The sequence below is a fragment of the Saccharomonospora amisosensis genome (assembly GCF_011761185.1).
In the GTDB taxonomy this organism is placed as follows: Bacteria; Actinomycetota; Actinomycetes; order Mycobacteriales; family Pseudonocardiaceae; genus Saccharomonospora_A; species Saccharomonospora_A amisosensis.
This window is the reverse complement of the sequence record NZ_JAAOYM010000001.1, coordinates 1,750,887-1,770,791: the sequence shown is the minus strand read 5'-3', so window position 1 is coordinate 1,770,791 and position 19,905 is coordinate 1,750,887. Positions and strand designations below refer to the sequence as shown.

General features: G+C 70.6%; 22 protein-coding genes and 1 pseudogene. 16 read left to right on the top strand and 7 right to left on the bottom strand.

The window, feature by feature from the left end:
* Positions 1-92: 92 nt before the first annotated feature.
* Positions 93-1,039 (bottom strand): annotated as a pseudogene (locus FHU38_RS08590) (5-methyltetrahydropteroyltriglutamate--homocysteine S-methyltransferase).
* A gap of 332 nt (positions 1,040-1,371) precedes the next feature.
* Here FHU38_RS08590 and FHU38_RS08585 point away from each other — a divergent pair.
* The gene (locus FHU38_RS08585) at positions 1,372-1,827 is read left to right on the top strand and encodes a DUF7144 family membrane protein (protein ID WP_167168667.1); all 456 of its coding nucleotides are present in this window, start codon (positions 1,372-1,374) and stop codon (positions 1,825-1,827) included.
* Between the two features lie 126 nt (positions 1,828-1,953).
* On the opposite strand, the gene FHU38_RS08580 is transcribed toward FHU38_RS08585, so the two are convergent.
* On the bottom strand, positions 1,954-2,373 hold the full coding sequence (locus FHU38_RS08580; protein WP_167168664.1) for a YciI family protein: 420 nt from the start codon (positions 2,371-2,373) through the stop codon (positions 1,954-1,956).
* A gap of 267 nt (positions 2,374-2,640) precedes the next feature.
* Between FHU38_RS08580 and FHU38_RS08575 the strand changes: the two genes are divergently transcribed.
* The 11 genes from FHU38_RS08575 to FHU38_RS08525 all read left to right on the top strand — a co-directional run bounded on the left by FHU38_RS08575 (position 2,641) and on the right by FHU38_RS08525 (position 12,874).
* Complete coding sequence (locus FHU38_RS08575) at positions 2,641-3,021, top strand: DUF302 domain-containing protein (protein WP_208415601.1); 381 nt, start codon at positions 2,641-2,643, stop codon at positions 3,019-3,021.
* A gap of 28 nt (positions 3,022-3,049) precedes the next feature.
* Positions 3,050-3,280 carry an SHOCT domain-containing protein gene (locus FHU38_RS08570; protein ID WP_167168658.1) on the top strand — a complete coding sequence of 77 codons (231 nt, stop codon included), beginning with the start codon at positions 3,050-3,052 and terminating at the stop codon, positions 3,278-3,280.
* Entirely contained in the window at positions 3,277-4,758 is a 1,482-nt protein-coding gene (locus FHU38_RS08565; protein ID WP_313886706.1) for a multicopper oxidase family protein, read from the top strand. The genes FHU38_RS08570 and FHU38_RS08565 overlap by 4 nt, the downstream gene beginning before the upstream one ends.
* 171 nt (positions 4,759-4,929) lie before the next feature.
* On the top strand, positions 4,930-5,277 hold the full coding sequence (locus FHU38_RS08560) for an NADH-quinone oxidoreductase subunit A (protein WP_167168655.1): 348 nt from the start codon (positions 4,930-4,932) through the stop codon (positions 5,275-5,277).
* A complete protein-coding gene (locus tag FHU38_RS08555) occupies positions 5,268-6,302 on the top strand; it encodes a hypothetical protein (protein WP_243852215.1) in 1,035 nt (344 codons plus the stop codon). Before FHU38_RS08560 ends, FHU38_RS08555 begins: the two co-directional genes overlap by 10 nt.
* On the top strand, positions 6,295-7,230 hold the full coding sequence (locus FHU38_RS08550; RefSeq protein ID WP_167168652.1) for a complex I subunit 1 family protein: 936 nt from the start codon (positions 6,295-6,297) through the stop codon (positions 7,228-7,230). Before FHU38_RS08555 ends, FHU38_RS08550 begins: the two co-directional genes overlap by 8 nt.
* Before the next feature lie 8 nt (positions 7,231-7,238).
* The gene (locus tag FHU38_RS08545; protein WP_167175818.1) at positions 7,239-7,802 is read left to right on the top strand and encodes an NADH-quinone oxidoreductase subunit J; all 564 of its coding nucleotides are present in this window, start codon (positions 7,239-7,241) and stop codon (positions 7,800-7,802) included.
* On the top strand, positions 7,799-8,104 hold the full coding sequence (nuoK, locus tag FHU38_RS08540) for an NADH-quinone oxidoreductase subunit NuoK (protein ID WP_167168649.1): 306 nt from the start codon (positions 7,799-7,801) through the stop codon (positions 8,102-8,104). The genes FHU38_RS08545 and nuoK overlap by 4 nt, the downstream gene beginning before the upstream one ends.
* Positions 8,105-8,110: 6 nt before the next feature.
* Positions 8,111-9,949, top strand: a complete 1,839-nt coding sequence (locus FHU38_RS08535) for an NADH-quinone oxidoreductase subunit 5 family protein (protein ID WP_167168645.1) — start codon at positions 8,111-8,113, stop codon at positions 9,947-9,949.
* A gap of 2 nt (positions 9,950-9,951) precedes the next feature.
* Positions 9,952-11,445, top strand: coding sequence for a complex I subunit 4 family protein (locus tag FHU38_RS08530; RefSeq protein WP_167168642.1), 1,494 nt, complete (start codon positions 9,952-9,954; stop codon positions 11,443-11,445).
* A 1-nt stretch (position 11,446) separates the two neighbouring features.
* Positions 11,447-12,874 (top strand): NADH-quinone oxidoreductase subunit N, encoded by a 1,428-nt coding sequence (locus tag FHU38_RS08525; protein ID WP_167168639.1) that lies wholly within the window; start codon positions 11,447-11,449, stop codon positions 12,872-12,874.
* A 1-nt stretch (position 12,875) separates the two neighbouring features.
* Here the strand turns inward: FHU38_RS08525 and FHU38_RS08520 are convergent, their stop codons facing one another.
* Complete coding sequence (locus FHU38_RS08520; protein ID WP_167168636.1) at positions 12,876-13,226, bottom strand: ArsR/SmtB family transcription factor; 351 nt, start codon at positions 13,224-13,226, stop codon at positions 12,876-12,878.
* A gap of 65 nt (positions 13,227-13,291) precedes the next feature.
* On the opposite strand from FHU38_RS08520, the gene FHU38_RS08515 reads away from it, so the two are divergent.
* The 3 genes from FHU38_RS08515 (at position 13,292) to FHU38_RS28135 (ending at position 15,247) form a co-directional block, all read left to right on the top strand.
* Positions 13,292-14,362, top strand: coding sequence for a cation diffusion facilitator family transporter (locus tag FHU38_RS08515; RefSeq protein WP_167168633.1), 1,071 nt, complete (start codon positions 13,292-13,294; stop codon positions 14,360-14,362).
* 203 nt (positions 14,363-14,565) lie between these two features.
* Positions 14,566-14,733, top strand: a complete 168-nt coding sequence (locus FHU38_RS08510; protein ID WP_167168630.1) for a hypothetical protein — start codon at positions 14,566-14,568, stop codon at positions 14,731-14,733.
* A 70-nt stretch (positions 14,734-14,803) separates the two neighbouring features.
* Positions 14,804-15,247, top strand: coding sequence for a DUF6461 domain-containing protein (locus FHU38_RS28135; RefSeq protein ID WP_390623252.1), 444 nt, complete (start codon positions 14,804-14,806; stop codon positions 15,245-15,247).
* Here FHU38_RS28135 and FHU38_RS08505 read toward each other — a convergent pair.
* The 4 genes from FHU38_RS08505 to FHU38_RS08490 form a co-directional block, all read right to left on the bottom strand.
* Positions 15,207-15,461 carry an amphi-Trp domain-containing protein gene (locus FHU38_RS08505; RefSeq protein ID WP_167168627.1) on the bottom strand — a complete coding sequence of 85 codons (255 nt, stop codon included), beginning with the start codon at positions 15,459-15,461 and terminating at the stop codon, positions 15,207-15,209. The two genes, FHU38_RS28135 and FHU38_RS08505, sit on opposite strands and share 41 nt — an antisense overlap.
* Positions 15,462-15,600: 139 nt before the next feature.
* On the bottom strand, positions 15,601-16,584 hold the full coding sequence (locus tag FHU38_RS08500) for a magnesium transporter (RefSeq protein ID WP_167168622.1): 984 nt from the start codon (positions 16,582-16,584) through the stop codon (positions 15,601-15,603).
* Between the two features lie 39 nt (positions 16,585-16,623).
* Positions 16,624-17,751: a glutathione-independent formaldehyde dehydrogenase gene (locus FHU38_RS08495; protein ID WP_167168619.1), complete on the bottom strand. Its 1,128-nt coding sequence runs from the start codon at positions 17,749-17,751 to the stop codon at positions 16,624-16,626.
* A 108-nt stretch (positions 17,752-17,859) separates the two neighbouring features.
* On the bottom strand, positions 17,860-18,306 hold the full coding sequence (locus FHU38_RS08490; RefSeq protein WP_167168615.1) for a gamma-glutamylcyclotransferase family protein: 447 nt from the start codon (positions 18,304-18,306) through the stop codon (positions 17,860-17,862).
* Between the two features lie 121 nt (positions 18,307-18,427).
* On the opposite strand from FHU38_RS08490, the gene FHU38_RS08485 reads away from it, so the two are divergent.
* Positions 18,428-19,645 (top strand): acetyl-CoA C-acetyltransferase, encoded by a 1,218-nt coding sequence (locus tag FHU38_RS08485; RefSeq protein WP_167168612.1) that lies wholly within the window; start codon positions 18,428-18,430, stop codon positions 19,643-19,645.
* Positions 19,646-19,905 lie beyond the last annotated feature (260 nt).

Sequence of the window (19,905 nt, the reverse complement as noted above, 5' to 3'; positions counted from 1 at the left end):
AACTAGTGTGCTGGCGATCGCGGGCGAAACTTGCCTATGACCGAGCCGGGGTGGCCAACTGTCACCCACTCGGGCGGGTCATCCGTCGCGGATCAGCGCCGACCCCACACCTCGTCGGCCACCTCCACCACGAGCGCGAGCTTGGCGAACTGCTCGTCGGCCGTCAGCGCGTTTCCGTCTACTGTCGAGGAGAATCCGCATTGCGGTGAGAGGCAGAGCTGCTCCAGCGGCACGTACCTGGCCGCCTCTTCGATGCGCCGCTTGAGTTCGTCCTTCGACTCCAGCTCGCCGCGCTTGGTGGTCACCAGCCCCAGCACCACGCGCTTGCCCGCGGGCACGAACCGCAGCGGGGCGAAGCCTCCGGAACGTGCGTCGTCGAACTCGAGGAAGAAGCCGTCAACGGCCAGTTCCCCGAACAGCGCTTCGGCCACATGGTCATAGCCGCCCTCGGCGACCCAGGACGAGCGGAAGTTGCCCCGGCACAGGTGCGTGGTGACCGACAGCTCCGAGGGCCGGTCGGCGATCGCGGCGTTGATCTGCCTGATGTAGCGCAGGTGTTGGGTGTCGGGGTCCATGCCCTGCTCTGCGATGGCCGCGCGCTGCCTCGGGTCGTTGAGGTAGGCCAGGCTGGTGTCGTCCAGTTGCAGGTAGCGGCAGCCACGCTCGGCCAGCGCCCGCACCTCGTCGGCATAGGCCGCGGAAAGGTCGGTCCAGAACTCCTCCATGTCCGGGTAGATCTCCGGATCGACCACCGATCTGCCGCCGCGTCACGGACGTGTTCGCGGTCGATCTCGATGCCGCCGAGTCGCTCGATGAAGTCCATGTGCCAGTAGGTGCGGCGAAACTCGCCGTCGGTCGCCGAGGAAAGCCCGACCGACTCCTGCGCGCTGACCACCTCGCGGATGGCCTCGTCCTCCACCTCGCGCAGCCGCGCGCGGTCGATGTCACCGGCGGCGTAGTCCTGCCTCGCCCGCAACAGCTCGGGCGGGCGCAGCAGGCTTCCGACGTGGTCGGCTCGAAACGGTGGTGTGGTTGTCATGACACGCCCCACTTCCTGTGCACCTCGGGTGTTCGCGGCCAGAACGCGGCCAGAACTCAGTGTGGTTGGTCGACCGTGCGTGTGGAACGATTCGATCGTCTTCAGCCCCCTTCCGCGAGTCCCCCGCTCCCGCCCGCGAGTCCCCCCTTCCCGCCTCCGAGTTCTGCACTCCCGCCGGGCCCCCACGGCCGCGTTCACCGTTTCGTGGCGCCGAGATGTACTTCGCTCGCGTTTCGGACCGCTGCGGGAGGGAAGACTTCGCCAGGGGCCGTACTGGCCTGCCCGGAGACCGGGTCCGCGCCCGCCGCGGATCTGCCCGAAAGGAGCACGTCATGAACGCGATGGGAGACGCCTCGACCGCCCACGGCCGAACGACGCACGGACGGCCGGAGCCGCAGTCGTTCGGATGGCTGGGCTGGGTGGTCTTCGCGGGCATCATCATGATTCTGATGGGCGCGTTCCACGCCATCACCGGGATCGTCGCGCTTCTCGACCCGGGTTTCTACGTGGTCGGCCAGGACGGACTCGTCGTCAGCGTCAACTACAACGCGTGGGGCTGGGTCCACGTCGGTGTGGCCGCCCTGGTGATCCTCGCCGGGTTCGGCGTGCTGGCCGGACAGCTGTGGGCGCGCATCGTCGGCATCGTGCTGGCCGTGCTCAGCGCGATCGTGAACCTGGCCTTCCTGCCCGCCTACCCGGTATGGGCGACGATCATCATCGCGCTCGACGTCGTCGTGGTCTACGCGCTCGCGGTGCACGGCGGTGAGGCAAAGCAGCTGCAGGAGTAACCGGGGCGCCCGGACGGCGCTCCCGTGTCCCGTTCCCGGCTGGGCACCCAGCCACCGGTGCCGACCGGCTGGCCGACCGATCCCACCGACCGTCACGGCCGGTGGGATCGGCGCTGCCAGGAAGCCTCAGAGCTGACCGTTGGCCTCGCGCCACGCCCGTTCCTTCTGAACCCACTCGTTGTCCTGCGGGAACTCGTCGATCTGGGTGACCCGGCGGATCTCGGTCTTGATGCCGGGACCGGCGATGGGCGAGCGCCGCGCCCACTCCACTGCCTCCTCCTTGGATGCCACGTCCAGGATGTAGAACCCGTTGAACAGCTCCGTGGTCCGTCCGTACGGGCCGTCGGTGACGGCTGGCGGTCGGCTGGAGTGGTCCACGACCACGCCGTCGGCTGCCGAGTCCAGCCCCTCGGCCGCGACCAGCACGCCCGCCTGGATCAGTTCGTCGTTGTACCTGCCCACTGTCTCGAGCATCTCGTTGAAGTCGGTGTTGGCCATCGCGGCGAAGGCCTCGTCGGTGGCTCGCATGATGAGCATGTATTTCATCGATGTACCTCCCTGGGTTGTCCGGGCCCGGTGGAACCCGCTCACTACCGCGTCGAACGGACCCCGTGGCGGATCGACACCCTCCACAGACTTTTTCGCGTGGTCCGTTTTCACGTCACCGTGCGGCGGGCCACGGCCGGGTGAGCCGGCGACGCGGGTCGGTGTGCGCCGCGCCCGCGTGTGGTCACGAATGCGGGCGGGTACCCGTCTGTGAAATGGTGGAGGTGGACCGACCAGCAGGAGAGGTGGTGCCCGGTGGAATACGGGATGGCTGTGCGGCTTGACGGGCCGATCGAGCAGGCCGAGGACCGCGTCCGTGCCGCGCTGGCCGAACAGGGCTTCGGCGTTCTCACCGAGATCGACGTGCAGGCGACCTTGCGCGACAAGCTCGGCGAGGAGACCGAACCCTACCGGATACTGGGCGCGTGCAACCCCCAGCTCGCTCACCGCGCGCTCGGCGTCGACAACCGCATCGGCCTGCTGCTGCCGTGCAACGTGGTGTTGCGCTCCGAAGGGGAAGCGACCGTGGTGGAGGCACTCGACCCGCAGGTCATGGTGAGCGTGCCGGATGAGCCGCGGTTGCAGCCGATCGCCGACGAGGCGGGTCGCAGGCTGCGCGACGCGTTGCGGGCGCTAGCCGCCCAATGAGGCGCGCACCGGTGGAGGTGACGTCGCGATGATGGGCGGTTGGGGTATGGGCTGGATGTGGATCTGGCCCACGCTGGTCGTGTTGGGCCTGCTCGCCCTCGTGGCGGCGGCGGTGCTGTGGTCGCGGGGCCGCCCGGCGCCACCAAGGGACTCCTCCCGGCAGGAGGGCTCATCGGCCCGCCGGATACTGGACGAGCGCTACGCCCGCGGCGAGATCGACGAGGAAGAGTACCGCAGGCGACGGGCACAACTGGAGTGAGCGCGAACCGGTTCGGCCGCAGGAGCGCGCTCGTGTTGGCCGCCGCGGGAACGGCGGGCGTCGCGGCCGGGGTGACCGGCTGGGTGACCGGCATCGGAACCTCCACCGACCGCTCCGAACCCGCCGCCAGCGGTGATCCGCTCACCGATCCGGAGCAGGTTTCCAGCAGCGACGGCGTGCTGGCACTGACGCTTACCGCGGCGCCCGGAGTGTCGCTGGCGGGCAGGTCCACCTCGGCGCTGGGTTTCAACGGCAGCTCCCCCGGCCCGACCCTGCGGCTGCGGCCGGGTGAGGTGCTGCGAGTTCGGCTGGTCAACGAGCTGGATCAGCCCACCAACCTGCACACGCACGGGCTGCACGTCTCGCCGGAGGGCAACGGGGACAACCCGTTCCTGAGCATCGAGCCGGGTCAGACCTTCGACTACGAGATCCGGCTGCCCGAGGACCACCCGCCCGGCACCTTCTGGTACCACCCTCACCGGCACGGTTACGTGGCCGACCAGCTGTTCGGCGGGCTGGCCGGTGCGATCGTGGTCCGGGGCGGGCCCGACCTCGGCACGGCCGCCGACCGGCCACTGCTCATCTCCGACATCTCGCTCGACGGTTCCGGCAACGTGGTTTCACCGGGACCGCCGGGCAGGATGATGGGCAGGCAGGGAGATCTTGTGCTGGTCAACGGCCAGCACCAGCCGGTGGTGTCCGCGCGGGCGGGCACGTCGCAGCGCTGGCGCGTCATCAACACCTGCACCTCCAGGGTGCTGTCGCTGCGCTTGGAGGGCCACCGCCTCGCGCAGCTGTCCAGCGACGGCATGTTCCTTCCCGCGCCGGTGGAGCGCGACCGGCTCGTGCTGGCTCCTGGTGGCCGCGCCGACGTGCTGGTGCGCCCGCGTGATCCGGGTAGCTACCGGCTGCTGACCGATCCCGTCGACCGCGGCCATCCCGGTATGGGCGGCATGGGCGGTATGGGACCGGGCACGGCCACGGCGACCGGACCGATTACCGTGGCCCGGCTGGCGGTGTCCGGGCAGTCGTCGGCAGCAGCGCCGCTGCCGGGCCCGCTACCGACGCCGCCGAGCTCACTTCGGCCCGGACCGGTGGACAACCGCCGGCAGATCGCCTTCACCATGGGTATGGGAATGCGTGGACCCGGCATGAGCTTCGGCTTCGACGGCAGGCAGTTCGACCCGCAGCGCACCGACCAGCGGCCCGCGCTGGGGGCCACGGAGGAATGGCTGGTGACCAACAGCACCCCGATGGATCACCCGTTCCACCTGCACGTGTGGCCGTTCCAGGTGGTGGAGACCAGCACCGGGTCCACGACCCAGGACACGTTGCGCGACGTCGTGCTCGTGCCAGCGGGCGGCTGGGTGCGGCTGCGAGTGCGATTCGCCGACTTCCCGGGACGCAGCGTCTACCACTGCCACATCCTGGACCACGAGGACCTGGGGATGATGGCGACGGTGCACGTCAAGTCCTGAGTTCACACTCCTTCGTGGACCGGGCACGGCCGTTGCGAACGTGACCGCAACCGTGTCCGCCAGCCCGGGGCGCGCCGCCCCTTCGCGTGCGGCGGGGAATACCACGCCCGATCGTGGGTAGCCCCGTGGCTGGCGAAGCACTGCGAGGCGGTCGCGAGGGGTGAGTCCGGCATGAACACCAGTGGCGCGGTCACGCTGCTGGCACTGGTGTTGTCGCTCGCGGCCGCGCTGTACGGCGTGGCGTTCGTGGTGCGTATCGCGGACACGGCGGCGAACGTGCGCCCGTTCCTCTCCGGTCACGACCCCCGCGAGCACGCGGTGTCGCGGTTCCACGTCCGCTGGTACGCCGTCGCGATGATCTTCCTGGCGTTCGACATGGAGATGGTGTTCATGTTCCCGTGGACGCTGGTCGTCGCCGAAAAGGGCACCTCGGCGGTGGTGGAGATGTTCGTCTTCCTCGCCATCCTCGTCGCGGGAGTGGTCTACGCCTGGCGGGAGGGGGCGCTGCGTTGGACCTGACCCCGTTGCACCTGACCCAGTCGGACCTGCCGAACCCGAAACCCCGGAAGGGCCTGGCATCGTGGCTTGCGCGGCGAACCCCGCCGCGGCCGCTGGTCGTGACCACCCCGGGCGGTACACGGGCGCGGCTTGCCGCCGAGCGGGTGGTGCGTGAACGCGGCTGGCGGGAGGCCGACAGCCCGGCCGAGGCGAACCTGTTCGTCATCGCGGGCCCGTCGACGGAGCAACTGCGGCCCTACCTCGATGCGGTCTGGCGGCAACTGCCCGCGCCCCGGGTACGGGTGCGACTCGACGCCACCGCCACCGCCGAACTGGCCGCCGCGGCCGACGCGCTGCGTGTCGCGGGCAGTCCCGAACCCGGTGCCACCTCCCGGCAGGAGGAGGACGAGGTGGGTATGGCCGACCGGTTTCCCGACCGGGACGGGCTGACACTGGACCGGCTGCTGCTGCCGCTCGGACCCGCACTGCCGCACTGGCCTGCCGGGCTCGCGGTGCGTGCGCAGGTGCAGGGCGACATCGTGCAGGAGGCCACTGTCGAGGCGCTGGGGCTCGACGGTGTCACGGACCCACCGTTGTGGGCGAGCCGGTCGCCCGCCGCACGGGCACTGGACTCCTGCGCGCGGCTGCTGACCGTCGCGGGCTGGGCCGACGCCGCCGCGCAAGCCCGACGGTTGCGCGACGACCTGCTGCGCGGCGAGCCGGACGAACCGGCACTGGCACGGTGGGGGCGCAGGGTGCGGCGCTCGCGCACGCTGCGCTGGTTGTTGGCTGGCATCGGGGACACCGGCGACACCACAGCGCCAGCGAGGCTGCGCGGCGACGCGCTCGCCAGGCTCCACCGCCTCGTCGACGAGGCGATGCGACCCGACCAGGAGGCGGGCGGCTCGGACGACTCGACCGAATGGTCGCTACGAGTCCTGCCCGAGCTGCTGCGAGGCAGCGAACTGGCCGCGGCCCGGATCATCGTCGCGAGCCTGGACCCAGACCCCGAAGCGCTGGCCCGAGCGGGGGCAGGCGGTGGTTGAGGCAACCGGCTGGGCGGGAGCGCTGCTGCTGCCGCCGATCCTCGCGACGCTGGCGTTCAGCGCGGCGGCGTTCGACGCCGTGCTCGCCGCACGTGCGGCGGGCAGCACGGCGAGCCGATCGGCAGCACTCGACGTGCCGCGAACGGTCGCGGGGCTGCTCGTGCAGCAACGAAGGCGCACCCGGGCGGCCGACACACTGCTGTGGCGGGCCGCCGGCATCGCACTGCTGTCCGCCGCGGTGCTCGCATCACTGGTGACACCGCTGGGGCGGTGGGCGGTCGGCGACCTGTCGGTGGGGGTCGTGTGGTTCAACGCGATGGAAGTGGTCGCCTGGGCCGCGGTGTGGCTGGCGGGGTGGGGTGCGAACTCCGCACCGGCTCTCGTGGGCGGCTACCGCTTCCTCGCGCAGGGCCTCGCCTACGAACTGCCGCACATGTTCGCGCTCACCACCGCAGCGCTGGGTGCCGGTTCGCTTCGCGTCGCCGACATCGTGGGTGCGCAGCAGAACCTGTGGTTCGTGGTGTGGATGCCGGTGGCGTTCGTGGTGTTCCTCGTCTCGGTGCTGGCGATGGCGTTCTTCCGACCGTTCGACCATCCGCTCGGCCGCGACACCTCGGGTGGCGTGCTGGCTGAGCTGTCCGGAGTGGACCGACTGGTCTTCGTGTCCGGGCGCTGGCTGTTGCTCGTGTCCGGGGCGGCGATGTCGGTGCCGTTGTTCCTCGGCGGTGGGCAGGGGCCGGTGCTGCCGGGTTGGCTGTGGACGCTGGTGAAGACGGTCGCCGTGCTGGCCGTGCTGGTGTTCGTCGGCCGCAGGGTGCCGACGATTCGCATGGACAGGTTCGAGGAACTGTCCTGGCTCGTCCTGGTACCGCTGACCCTGGCGCAGGCGCTCGCCGTGGCCGTGGTCGTGCTCGTGGAAGGCGGGTGAGCGCAGTCATGTGGAGCGAGTTCGCGTTCTGGTTGTGCGCCGCGGGCGCTGTCGGCGCGGGCATGCTGGTGTTCCGGGTGGACTCGATGGCAAGGGCCACGTTCGCGCTGCTGCTGTCGTTCGTGCTGGCCGCAATCACGCTGCTGCTTGTGGACCTGATTTACCTCGGTGTGCTCGTCATCCTCATGATGATCATGGAGATGCTGGTGATGGCGGTCTTCATGGTCATGTACATGATGAACCCGGCCGGGCTGATGCCGATGACGATGGTGCACAACCGCGGCGGCGCGATGGCGATCGCGGTGGGCACCTTCGCCCTGCTCGCCACGGGCATCCTGCTCATCGACTGGCCTGAGTGGCCCGCCGGGCCACCACCGGAGCCGACCCGCGCGCTCGGCGAGGCGCTCATGGGCTCGAAGATGCTGGTGATGATGGTGCTCGGGCTCGGCCTTTTCGCCACCATCGTCGCCACCGTGGTGCTGGCCACCCACCGTGGCCGCTACGAGCGGTACGGCGACCGGCTCGACCGGCGCAGGCCGGAGGACCCGACGCCGGGAGGTGTCGGGCGGTGAACCTGCAGGACTACCTGTTGCTGGCGGCCGCACTGTTCAGTGTCGGGCTGTACGGCGCGCTGTCCCAGCAGTCGATCGTCATGATCATGATGGGGCTGGAACTGATCCTCAACGCGGTGATCGTCGGCGCTGCGGGATTCTGGTACTTCACCTCCCCCGATCACCCGGACGGTCAGGTACTGGTGGTACTGGCGGTGACGGCCATGGCCATCGAGATGGCCGTCGGCTTCGCCGTCACCACGGCACTGTTTCGCGCCCGCGACGTGGACATGACCGACATGGCCTCGGACCTGCGGGAGTGACCGCGCATGCTGTGGGCGCTGGTGACCGTCCCGCTCGCGGCGGGGGTGAGCCTGCTGGTGTGGGGCAGGCGCGCCGACCGGGCGGCGGCCCCGGTGGCACTCGTCGCGGCCGTGCTGTCGCTGGCACTGGCGATCGCATCCGCCGTCAGCAGGCCCTCGGTTTCGATGTCCTATTTGGAGGGAATCTCGTTCGGGCTGCGGGTGGACGGGCTCTCCTCGGTCATGGTGGTGACCGTGACGGCGGTGGCGCTGGCCGTGCTGGTGTCCGGCGCGGGAGAGTTCGGCGCTGGCCAGGCCCGGCCCCGGTTCTTCGGGCTGCTGCTGGTGTTCGTCGCCGCGATGCTGGTGACCGTCACCGCCACCACGCTGCTGTCGCTGCTGATGGCGTGGGAGGTGATGGGCGCGATGTCCTACGCGCTGATCGGCCTGCACTGGCGGCGCGACCGAAACGTCGAGTCGGGCAACATCGCCTTCCTCACCACCAGGGCCGCCGACCTCGGCCTGTATCTCGCGGCGGGCGCGGCGGTTGCGGGCGGAGCGGACGGCCTGGCGCTGGCTGAGCTCGCACCGCTGCCGGACGGGTGGCGCGACGTCGTCGCGGCGGGCGTGGTGCTGGCCGCGCTGGGCAAGTCCGCTCAGTTGCCGTTCAGTTTCTGGTTGTCGAGGGCGATGGACGGCCCCAGCCCGGTGTCCGCGCTGCTGCACTCCGCGACGATGGTGGCCGCGGGGGCGTACCTGTTGCTGCGTATGCAGCCGTTGCTGGCCGCCACCGGGTGGGCAGCCTCGGTGGTGACCTGGGTCGGCATGGTCACGGCGCTGGCGCTGGGCGCGGTGGCGCTCGCGCAGTCCGACCTCAAGCAGTTGCTGGCCGCCTCCACCTGCGCGCAGGTGGGTTTCATGGTGGTGGCCGCGGGAGCGGGAGGCGTCGCGGCAGGCGGCGCACATCTGGTGACCCACGCGCTGACCAAGAGCCTGCTGTTCCTGTCCGCGGGTGCGTGGCTGGCCGCTCTGGGCACCCGGGACCTGGGGCGGTTGCGCGGCGCCGCTCGACGTTACCCGCTCGTGGGTGGCTCTTTCGTCGTCGGCGCGGCCAGCCTCGCCGGACTCGCGCCACTGTCCATGTGGGCCACCAAGGACCAGGTGCTGGCGGTGGCGCTGCACGAGTCGACGCCGCTGTACCTGCTAGGACTCGCGGCGTCGGCGCTGTCGGCGGGTTACGCCGCGCGTGCGGCCGTGCTGGTGCTGGCCCCGCCGCCGGAAACGCGGCCCGGCTCGCCGGTGGCGGCGGCACAGCGATACCCGCTGCCACCGCTGGCGGCGGGTGCCGCGCTGCTCGGCGTGCTCGCCGTGCACGGTGTGTGGACCGCCTACGCGGATGTGGTGCCGGGCGCCGCGCTGCCGACACCGGTGTGGTGGGAGTACCTGCTTTCCGCCGGGATCGCGCTGGTGGCGGCCGCCGCGGCGGCCGGTGTCGTGCACAGGCTCGGCGACGTGCCGTCGCAGCAACGGCTCGCGGACTGGTTCGGCCTGGAACGGTTGGCCTACCTCGGCGTCGCCGCGCCCGCGCTGAGCGGTACCCGCGCGCTGGCCCGGTTCGACGACCGCGTGGTGGACGGCGGCGTGCGTGCCGTCGGCAGGTTCGGCACGGCGCTGGCCAGGCTCACCGACAACCGGCTGGAGTGGTCGCTCGATGCGGTGATCGGCACCGTGACCCGGCTGTTCCGCGTGCTCGGCCGGTTGGCGAGGCGCCCGCAGACGGGACAGTTGCACCAGTACTACGCGCAGGCGTTCGTGGCGCTGGCGGCACTCGCGGCGTTGCTGATCCTGATTACGGCGGTGAGGTGAGCGTGCTCAGTATCGTTGTGTTCTGGCCGCTGGCGGTCGCGGTGATACTGCTGGCGGTGCCCCGGCTCGGCGATTCCGTTGTGCGGTGGGCGTGGGTGGTGGCCACCGCCGTCGAGGTGGCGCTGGTGGTCGCGCTGTGGGCGGGTTACACCCCCGGCGCCTCCGGCTTCGGATACGAGGTGAACCGGCGCTGGATTCCCACCGTCGACTCCGGATACCACGTCGGCGTCGACGGGCTCAGCCTGCCGCTGGTGGCGGTCACCGCGGTGCTGTTCCTGGCGTGCGCGGTGTACTCGCTGCGGCAGACCCATCAGGTCAGGGCGTTCGTGGCGCTGTTCCTGTTCCTGGAGACGGTATGCCTCGGGGTGTTCGTGGCACTGGATCTGATCCTGTTCTTCGTCTTCTTCGATCTGTCCATTGTGGGCATGTACTTCGTCATCTCGGGCTGGGGCCATCGTGACGCGGCACGCGCGGCGCTGAAGTTCTTCCTCTACACCTTCGTCGGCTCGCTGGCGCTGCTGCTGGGTTTCATCGGGCTGTACGTCGCGGCAGAACCTGGCACGTTCGACATCGTGGCCCTGTCCGAACTCAACCCGCTCGCCGGGCAGGGCACCTTCGGTGTGCTGGTGCTGCTGGCGATCGTGATCGGGCTGGCGATCAAGACGCCGACCGTGCCGTTCCACACCTGGCTTCCGCCCGCGCACACCGAGGCGCCCGCGGCGGGGTCGGCGATCCTGGCCGGGGTGTTGCTGAAGCTGGGCACCTACGGGTTCGTGCGCGTGGCCATGCCGCTGCTGCCGGCTACCTGGCGCGACTACGCGCCCGCGATCGTGGTGGTCGGTGTGTTGAGCGTGCTCTACGGCGCGCTGGTGGCGCTCAGCCAGCGGGACTTCAAACGGATGATCGCCTACACCTCGGTGAACCACATGGGGTACGTCATTCTCGCCGTCGGCGCGGCGGGCCTGCTCGCGGGCTCGAACGCGCAGGCGCACGACCTTGCCGTCACCGGAGCCGTGACCCAGATGGTGAGCCATGGGTTGATCACCGGCGCGCTGTTCCTGCTCGCGGGCGTGCTGTTCGAACGTGGGCGCACCTACGACATGGGCTCCTACGGCGGGCTGGCGGCGCGGGCGCCGAGGTTCGCGTGGCTGACCGCGCTCGCCGCGTTCGCCTCCCTCGGCCTGCCGGGCTTCTCCGGGTTCATCGCGGAGTTCCAGATCTTCACCGGCTCGCTCGCGGGCGCACCCGTGGCCACGGCGCTGGCCTTCCTCGGCATCCTCGTCACGGCCGCGCTGTTCCTGCGCGCCTACCAACGGCTGTTCCTCGGCACCCCCCGGTCGGCCACCGGCGGCATCGTCGCCGACCTCACCGCGGCCGAGACGGTCTCTATCGCACCGCTGATGGTGCTGGCCGTGGTGATCGGGTTGTTCCCGCGGTTCCTGCTGGACACGATCGAGCCCGCCGCCCGCACCCTCGGTTCGCTGCTGAGCCGCTGACATGGGGGCGACGATGCTGGCGCAACTGTGGCTGCTGCTGCCCGAACTGCTGCTCACCGGGGGCGCCGTGCTCGGCCTGCTGCTCGGCTCCTACCTGCCCCGGCGGCGGCAGTGGCTGGTGCGTGCGCTGGCCTTCTCGATCTGCGCGGCGGGCGTGGTGGCGGCGGTGGCGTTCTGGGGCGAGCACGCCACCGTGTTCGAGGGCGCCTACGCGCTCGACGTGGCCACCGCCACGGTGCGCGTGGTGGTGCTCGGCTCGGTGGCGCTGGTGCTGGCGCTCGCCACCCCCGGCGTGCGCGGTGACCGGCGCGAGACCGAGTTCGTGGTGCTGTTGCTGCTCGGGGCACTCGGCGCGGTCGTACTCGCGGGCGCGAACGACCTGCTGCTGCTCGCCGCGGCCTACCTCCTCGCCAGCGTCCCGCTGTACGCGCTCACCGCGTTCGCCAAGGACGCACCCGGCACCGAGGCGGCGATGAAGTACTACCTGATGGGTGCGCTGCTCGGGGTGACCATGCTGTTCGGCCTGACGGTGCTGCTGGGACTGGGCCGGTCCACGGCGTATCCGCTACTGGCGCGGACCCTTCCGGGCTCGGCCACCGCCGCGCTCGCCACCGGTGCCGTGCTGTTGCTGGCAGGGCCGCTGTTCAAGGCGGGTGCGGTCCCCGCACACTTCTGGGTGCCTGATGTGGCCGAAGGCGCCAAGCCTTCGGTGGCGGCGCTGGTCACCACGATCCCGAAGCTCGGGGCGATCGTGGCGGTCTACCGGTTCGTCGCGGAGCCGCTCGCCGCCACGGGAGTGGACTGGCGAATGCTGCTGGCGGTGCTGGCGACCGCGACCATGACGCTGGCCAACCTGGCCGCGTTCTTCCAGGACAACGTGCGAAGGCTGCTGGGTTACTCGACGATCAGCCAGGTCGGCTACCTGCTGATGGCGGTGGCGGCGGCGGGTACCGCGCTGGCGCTGCCCAGCCTGTTGCTCTACCTCGTCGCGTACGCGGTGACCAATCTCGGTGCGTTCGCCGTGGTGGCCGCCGTGCCCGCCGCCCGCACCGTGGGCGACTACCGGGGTCTGGCGCGAAGCAGGCCGTTGCTGGCGCTGAGCCTGGTGGTGTGCCTGCTGGGGCTCGTCGGCACCCCGCCGACCGGGGTCTTCGCCGGCAAGCTCGCGGTGTTCACCGCCGCCTTCGAGGCCGGTCTCGGCTGGCTCGTCGTGGTAGCCGTGGTGAACACGGTGGCGAGCCTGTTCTACTACCTGCGCTGGATCGCTCCCGCCGTGCGCGGCGACGGCACGGGTGGGGGCTTCAACTCGCCGGTGGCGGCGTGGCCCTCGGTCACCGCCTACGTCGCCGCGGCTGGATCGCTCGCGCTGGGGCCGTTGGCGGGGCTTGTGCTCGCGGCGGTCAGCGCGGACCCTTCCCCGCTGTCGTGACTCAGCGGTCCCGGCGATGGTGCGGAATGCCGAGGGTGACGTGATCGGCGTAGTCCAGCGCCTCGGCGACAAGCGCGCTCAGGTGATCGCTTGTCACGCGGTAGAGCACCCGCCTGCCGTCCTTGCGCGCGTGCACCAGTCCGGCCAGCCGTAACCGGCCGAGGTGCTGCGACACCGAGGAGCGGGATGCGGGCACCCTGGCACTGAGCGTGCTGACGTCCTGTTCGGTGGTCAGCAGGCTCAGCAGTTGCAGCCGGGTGGGGTCGGCCAGCAGCGCCAGCACCTGCGCGGCCTCGGCGAACCGATCGGCCTCGGCCAGCTGCTCCCCGGAGACGTCGTTGTGCGCGCGCATGCTTGCATGATTGCGCGTCATTCGCCAAGCTGGCAAGGGCAACGCCGGAACGGAGGATTCGCTTCATGGGTCGAGGGGCCGAGCGGCAAGGACACGGACACGAGCACGGGCATGGCCATGAGCATGGGCACGGCCATGAGCATGGGCACGGGGATGGCGCGCGGTCGGTGGTGGCCCGGCTGCGGCACCTGCTGACCCCGCACAGCCACGACAGCGCCGATCGGGTCGACACCGCGCTGGAGGCCAGCAGGCGGGGAATGCGCACGCTGGGCTGGTCGTTCGTCGCGTTGCTGGTCACTGCTGCCGTACAGGCGGTGGTGGTGCTGTTCACCGGTTCGGTGGCGCTGCTGGGCGACACCATCCACAACGTCGCCGACGCGCTGACCGCCGTGCCGGTGGCGATCGCGTTCGTACTCGGCAGGCGGGTGGCCACCCGTCGCTTCACCTACGGCCTCGGGCGGGCGGAGGACCTGGCAGGACTGGTCGTGGTGCTGATCATCGCGGCCTCGGCCGCGCTGGCGGGGTACGAGTCCGTGCGCAGGCTGCTGGACCCGCAGCCGGTCACGAACCTGTGGGCGGTGGTGTTCGCGGGCGTGATCGGGTTCGCGGGCAACGAACTGGTCGCGCGCTGGCGCATCACGGTCGGGCGGCAGATCGGTTCGGCCGCGCTGGTGGCCGACGGGATGCACGCCCGCGTGGACGGCTTCACGTCGCTGGCCGTTGTGCTCGGCGCGGCCGGGGTGGCAGTGGGATTCCCGCTGGCCGACCCGCTGGTCGGTCTCGCCATCACCGTCGCGATCCTGTTCGTGCTGCGCGACGCGGCGAAGGAAGTGCTACGCCGACTCATGGACGCGGTGGACCCGGCCGCCGTTGAACGCGCCGAGCGGGCGGCGCTGGACGTCACGGGTGTGCTGGACGCGGGCGAGGTGCGGATGCGCTGGATCGGGCACAGCCTGCATGCCGAACTCGCGGTCACGGTGGCCGCCGAGTTGACGGTGCGCCAGGCACATCTGATAGCGCACCGGGTGGAGCACGACCTGCTGCACGCCATCCCTCGCCTGGCCAAGGCTGTCGTGCACACCCAACCCGCCGCCGGGGCCGACGAGGCGCACGCCCTGCTGGCCCACCACCGCTGACCACAACCCGCGAGTCCCGCACTCCCGCCCGCGAGTCCTGCACTCCCGCGCACGGGTCCCGCACTCCCGCCCGCGAGTCCTGCACTCCCGCGCACGGGTCCCGGTGCCCAACCACATACCGGCCAGGCACAGCCCGATCACGTCCTGCCCACGGATTGCCGGCGCTGTCCGCCAACGTTGCCCGAGTCGATCGAGGAGGTACGGTGACCGATCCCCTGGCGCAGCTGACCTGGCTGGACGGCGACAACCCGCTGGACGACATCTTCTGCGTCTCCTTCTTCCACCAGCTTGCTCCACGCGAGGTGTTGCGCCGCTTCGGCGCCGTCTCACCCGAGGCGAGCGGACGACCTTCGACAAACTCATCGAGGTAGCCAGCAGGCACGTCGAACAGACACAAGGTGCATGCGGTAGCGGGTACGTGGGTGTGGTCCGCTGCGGCGAATGGAGCGTGGCGATCGAGCCGTATGGCTGTGCGGCGAGGTCGTGGCGATCAACCGCCATGACTACGCCGAGCACCACTTCCTCCACGCGGTGGACGGCACCGTCATCACGGGCTTGCTACCGGATGTGCCGACTCAGCGATACGGCAGCGAACCACAGCGGGTCGTGCCGTTGCTGCGCGAGGTCGGCCTGGACCTGCGGGAGGACGGTGAACCTCCCGAGTTCCCCATAGCTACGGCCTTCGCGGTGGCGGCCAGGATGACGGGTGTGGTCTTCACCCCGCACTTGCTGAACCAACCGCTGCTCGTGGGGGGATCCGGACGTAGCCGTTGGCTGCCGAGACGTGTTCGAGCTACTGGGCCTCGCGAGCGGACCGGGCCGGCGGCCGCCACGGATGTGAGGTCTACACCACCTGCTCGTCCTGTGTGTCCTCCTGCTGGGTGAGCTTCCATTTGAGCTGGAACTCGATCTCCTCCTCGACCGCACCGCGCTCGTGTTCGACGGAGAACTCCGCGCCCGCCGGAACGTGGATGCGCTCGCCCGCGATCTGGATCCGGAACGGCTTACCCGACTCGAGGGCATCGGCGAGGCGCCGCAACTTGGCGACCACCTCTGGAGTGGAGTAGAAGCGCTCGATGTCTCGTGGTGCGTCCGCCACGACAACCTCCCAGTGTGGTGACCCGGATTCGTCGCGTGACATTCAACCGCATGACCGCAGCGTGGAACTCGCGGGCAGGAACGGGGAACTCGCGGGCAGGAACGAGGAACTCGCGGGCAGGAACGGGGGACTCGCGGGGTCAGGACACCACGGCGGAAGCCGTGGCCAGGTAGATCAGGATCGACAGCAGATCCTGCACCACGGTGGCAAGCGGACCGGACCCGTAGACGGGGTCCATGCCCAACCGGGACAGCAACCACGGCAACACCATCGCCACCAGCGTCGCCACCGCGCACGCGGCGAGCAGCGCCAACCCGACCGCGACGGCGACCGCGAGGTCGCCCCAGAACAGGATCGTCAACGCCAGCGCACCAGCAGCCAGCAGCAGCCCGATCAGCACACCGGTGACAGCCTCGCGCAGCGCGACCCGCCCCACCGGCACCCCGACGGAAAGGCCGCGCACCACGAGGGTCTCGGTCTGCGTGCCGACGGCGTCGGCGAGATACACCACGGCGGGCACGAAGAACGCCAGCAGCACCTGCCGGTCCAGCAGGTTCTCGAACGCCCCCACGACTCCGGCGGACAGCATGGCGCCGGTCAGCCCAAGCAACAGCCAGGGCAGCCTGAGCCACAGCCTGCGCGGCACCCGTTCCACCGTGGCCTGCCGCGCGGCGGAGGCGGAGCCGAGAAACCCACCGAGGCGGGCCAGGTCCTCGTCGTGCTCGGCGAGCAGCACCCCCATCAACCGCTGCGCGGGGATCAGCCCGAGGAACCGCCGGTCTTCGTCGACGACCGCCAGCCCCGGCTCGTCGTGCCGCACGGCAGTCCACGCCGCGTGTTCCTGCGCGGCTTCCGGTGACACGACGGGCGGGTCGGGGTCCATCACATCGGACACGGCGGCGTCCGGCCGGGCGGCGAGCAGCCGCTCGACGGTGGTCAGGCCCACGAGTCGCTCACCCTCGCACACGACCGCCAGCGCGGCGGTGTCGAACCGCCGTCCCCGCATCCGGTTCAGCACCGTGGCGATGGTGTCGCCGGGCGCGCACACCGGAACGCTGCGGGTAGCGTGCTGCGCGGCCGTGCCGAGGGTGGCGGACCCTGTGGACAGGTCGGTGGCGGTCATGGCCCATATTGTCCCGTGGCCGTACCGCTACCGGCATGGTCAGGGCTTGAGCAGCACCTTGGTGTAGCCCTCCTCACGACGGTCGAAGCGTGCGTAGGCATCGGCGGCCTCGTCCAGCGGCCGACGCTGCGACACCACGAAGCTGGGCCGTGCCCTGCCCGCGATGATGAGGTCGCGCAGCTGGCGGTTGTACGCCTTGACGTTGGCCTGGCCGGTGCCCATGCGCAGGCCCTTCTCGAAGAACCGGCCCACGTCCACCAGCAGCCTGCCCTTCTTGGCGTCCTCGCTGGGGCCACCGGGGTCGTTCGGCAGGTACAGCCCCACCACCCCGAGTGAACCGGTGGCGCGCACCGTCTCGATGAGGTCGTTGAGCACCACCGAGGGCTGCTCCTCGCCCTGGGGGACGGTGGCCTGGTAGCCGACAGCGTCGATGCCACGATCGGTGCCGCCGAGGGTGCGCTCCTGGATCTGCTCCGGCGCGCTGCCCTGGGTGAAGTCGATCGGGACCGCCCCGATCTCCTCGGCCAGCCGCAGCCGGTCGGGGACCTTGTCGACGACGAAGACCTGCGAGGCGCCGCGCAAGATCGAGGAGTACGCGGCCATCAGTCCGACCGGGCCCGCGCCGTACACCGCGACGGTGTCACCTGGCGAAACACCCGCCAGCTCGGTGGAGTGATACCCGGTCGGGAAGATGTCGGCCAGCATCGCGAAGTCGTCCTCGTGCTGCTCACCTCGCGGCAGCTGCAGGCAGTTGAAGTCGGCGAACGGCACCCGCAGGTACTCCGCCTGCCCACCCGTGTACGGGCCCATGCCCACATAGCCGTAGGCACCGCCCGCGAAGCCTGGGTTGACCGTAAGGCAGAACCCGGTCCTGCCCGCGAGGCAGTTGCGGCAGAAGCCGCAGGCGATGTTGAACGGCAGCGACACCCGGTCGCCTGCCCGGACGCTCTCGACACCGGAACCGACCTCGGTTACCACGCCCATGTTCTCGTGGCCGAACACGATTCCCGGTTCGGCTGCGGTGCGCCCCTCGTACATGTGCAGGTCCGAGCCGCAGATGGCGGTGGAGGTGATCTTCACGATCGCGTCGGTCGGATGCTCGATCCGAGGGTCGTCGACCTGTTCGATGTCGACCTGGTTGGGGCCTTCGTAGACAACGGCTTTCATTTCGCACTCCCTGCTCGGCGATGTGCCTTCCGTCCCCGACTACCCGCCCGGACCCGGTCCATGCACACCCGCGCATTCGATCGCCGGTGACCGCCAGGGGGTGCGGTATCACCCCGGTTCGGCGCGCCACTGCCCGCATCCGGCGACGAAACCGGGCAGTTCGCGCCGGGCGAAGGACTCGGCGTCCCAGTCGCCGTCCAGCTCCAGCCCCGGCGCGTGCGGGCAGGCGTAGCAGTACGCCCGCTGCCCCTCGGTCAGCGTCAGCGCGATGAGGTCGTAGAAGTCGTCCTCGAACTCGTCGAGGACGCGCCATTCGTCCGGCGCCAGGTCCGTCAGCAGCAGCCCGTCCACCCGGCCGGACCCGGGCACCAACACGGGGTAGCACCTTCCCCGTAGCGCGGCGGCCCGCCACCCCACGGCGGCCGAGGGCGCGCCGGTCGGCACCCGGCCGAGCAATACCTCGAGCACGGCGGCGAACCGCAACGTTCCGTAGACGAACAACGGTGCGGGCCCAGCTGCCACGGCAGCGAGCCTGCCCGGCAACCTGGCGGTCAACGCCGTTCCTTCGCGAAAGCCATCGCCGAGTCATCATCCTGGCCCGCCCGGCGGGCGGTCAATCGCGGTGACGTGGGCCACGGCGCCGCCGCGACCGTGCCCCTCGTGGTACGAAAAGCGGATGACCGACGTCGTGATCTGTGAGCCGATCCGTACCGCGGTTGGCCGCTACGGCGGCATGTTCTCCGACGTACCGGTGACCGCGCTGGCGGCGCGGGTGATCGGGGAACTCGTCAGCCGCACGGCTGTCGACCCGGCGACCATCGACGACGTCATCCTCGGCAACTGCTACCCCAGCGGTGAGGCACCCGCCATCGGCAGGGTCGCGGCGCTGGACGCCGGGTTGCCCGTGGAAGTGCCGGGCCTGCAGGTCGACCGGCGGTGCGGCTCGGGGTTGCAGGCCGTGCTCGACGCGGCGATGCGGGTGGCCACGGGCGCGGCGGAGCTCGTACTCGCGGGCGGTGCCGAGAGCATGAGCAACGTTGAGTTCTACTCCGACCAGCTGCGCTGGGGCGTGCGCGGCGACGGTGTACGGCTGCACGACCGGCTGGCGCGAGCCAGGGTGACAGCGGGCGGAGCGAACCATCCGGTGCCCGGCGGGATGCTGGAGACAGCCGAGAACCTGCGCCGTGAGTACGGCATCCCGCGCGCGGAACAGGACGAACTCGCGTTGCACTCGCACCGGCGCGCGGTGGCGGCGATCGAGGACGGCAGGTTCGCCGAGGAGATCGTGCCGGTGACGGTGCCAGGCAAGCGGGGAAGGCCGGACACCACGGCGCTACGCGACGAGCATCCGCGCTCCGACACCACGGCGGAGCGGCTGGCCGGGCTGCGCCCGATCATGGCGGGCGACGACCCTGAGGCGACGGTCACCGCGGGCAACGCCAGCGGTCAGAACGACGGGGCCGCGGCCTGCCTCGTCACCACGAGGGCCAAGGCGGAGGCGTCGGGGCTGCGGCCGTTCGCGCGGCTGGTGTCGTGGGCCGTGGCTGGAGTGCCACCGCGCACGATGGGCATCGGCCCGGTGCCCGCGACTCAGCAGGCGCTGGCTCGTGCCGGGCTCAGGCTCGCCGAGATGGATCTGATCGAGCTGAACGAGGCGTTCGCGGCACAGGTGCTGGCGTGCACGCGGGAGTGGAAGTTCGCCGAAAGCGACTTCGAGCGGCTCAACGTCAACGGCTCGGGCATCTCGCTTGGACATCCGGTCGGCGCCACCGGGGTCCGTATCCTCGCCACCCTGCTGCGGGAGATGCGCAGGCGAGATGCCCGCTACGGGCTGGAAACCATGTGCATCGGTGGCGGGCAGGGGCTCGCGGCGGTCTTCGAACTCAGCCGTTGACGGCCGTCCCGGGCGGCGAGAACGTCTCGGGCAGCGAGAAGAGCGACAGAAAGCGCGGCGCCACGTCGCGGTCGCCGCGGCGCCGCACGAGACCCGTGGAAACGGCGGCTCGAGCTCCGCCGCGTCGTAGACGAGCGCGGCGAGCGACCTCGGTTCGTCGACCTCCAGCACCGCGTCCGGTTCGGTCGCCGTGGCGGGCACGACGGTGAAGGCGCCGTTCGCCACCTCGGCGCGGAAGGTGTGCTCACCGATGCGCATGG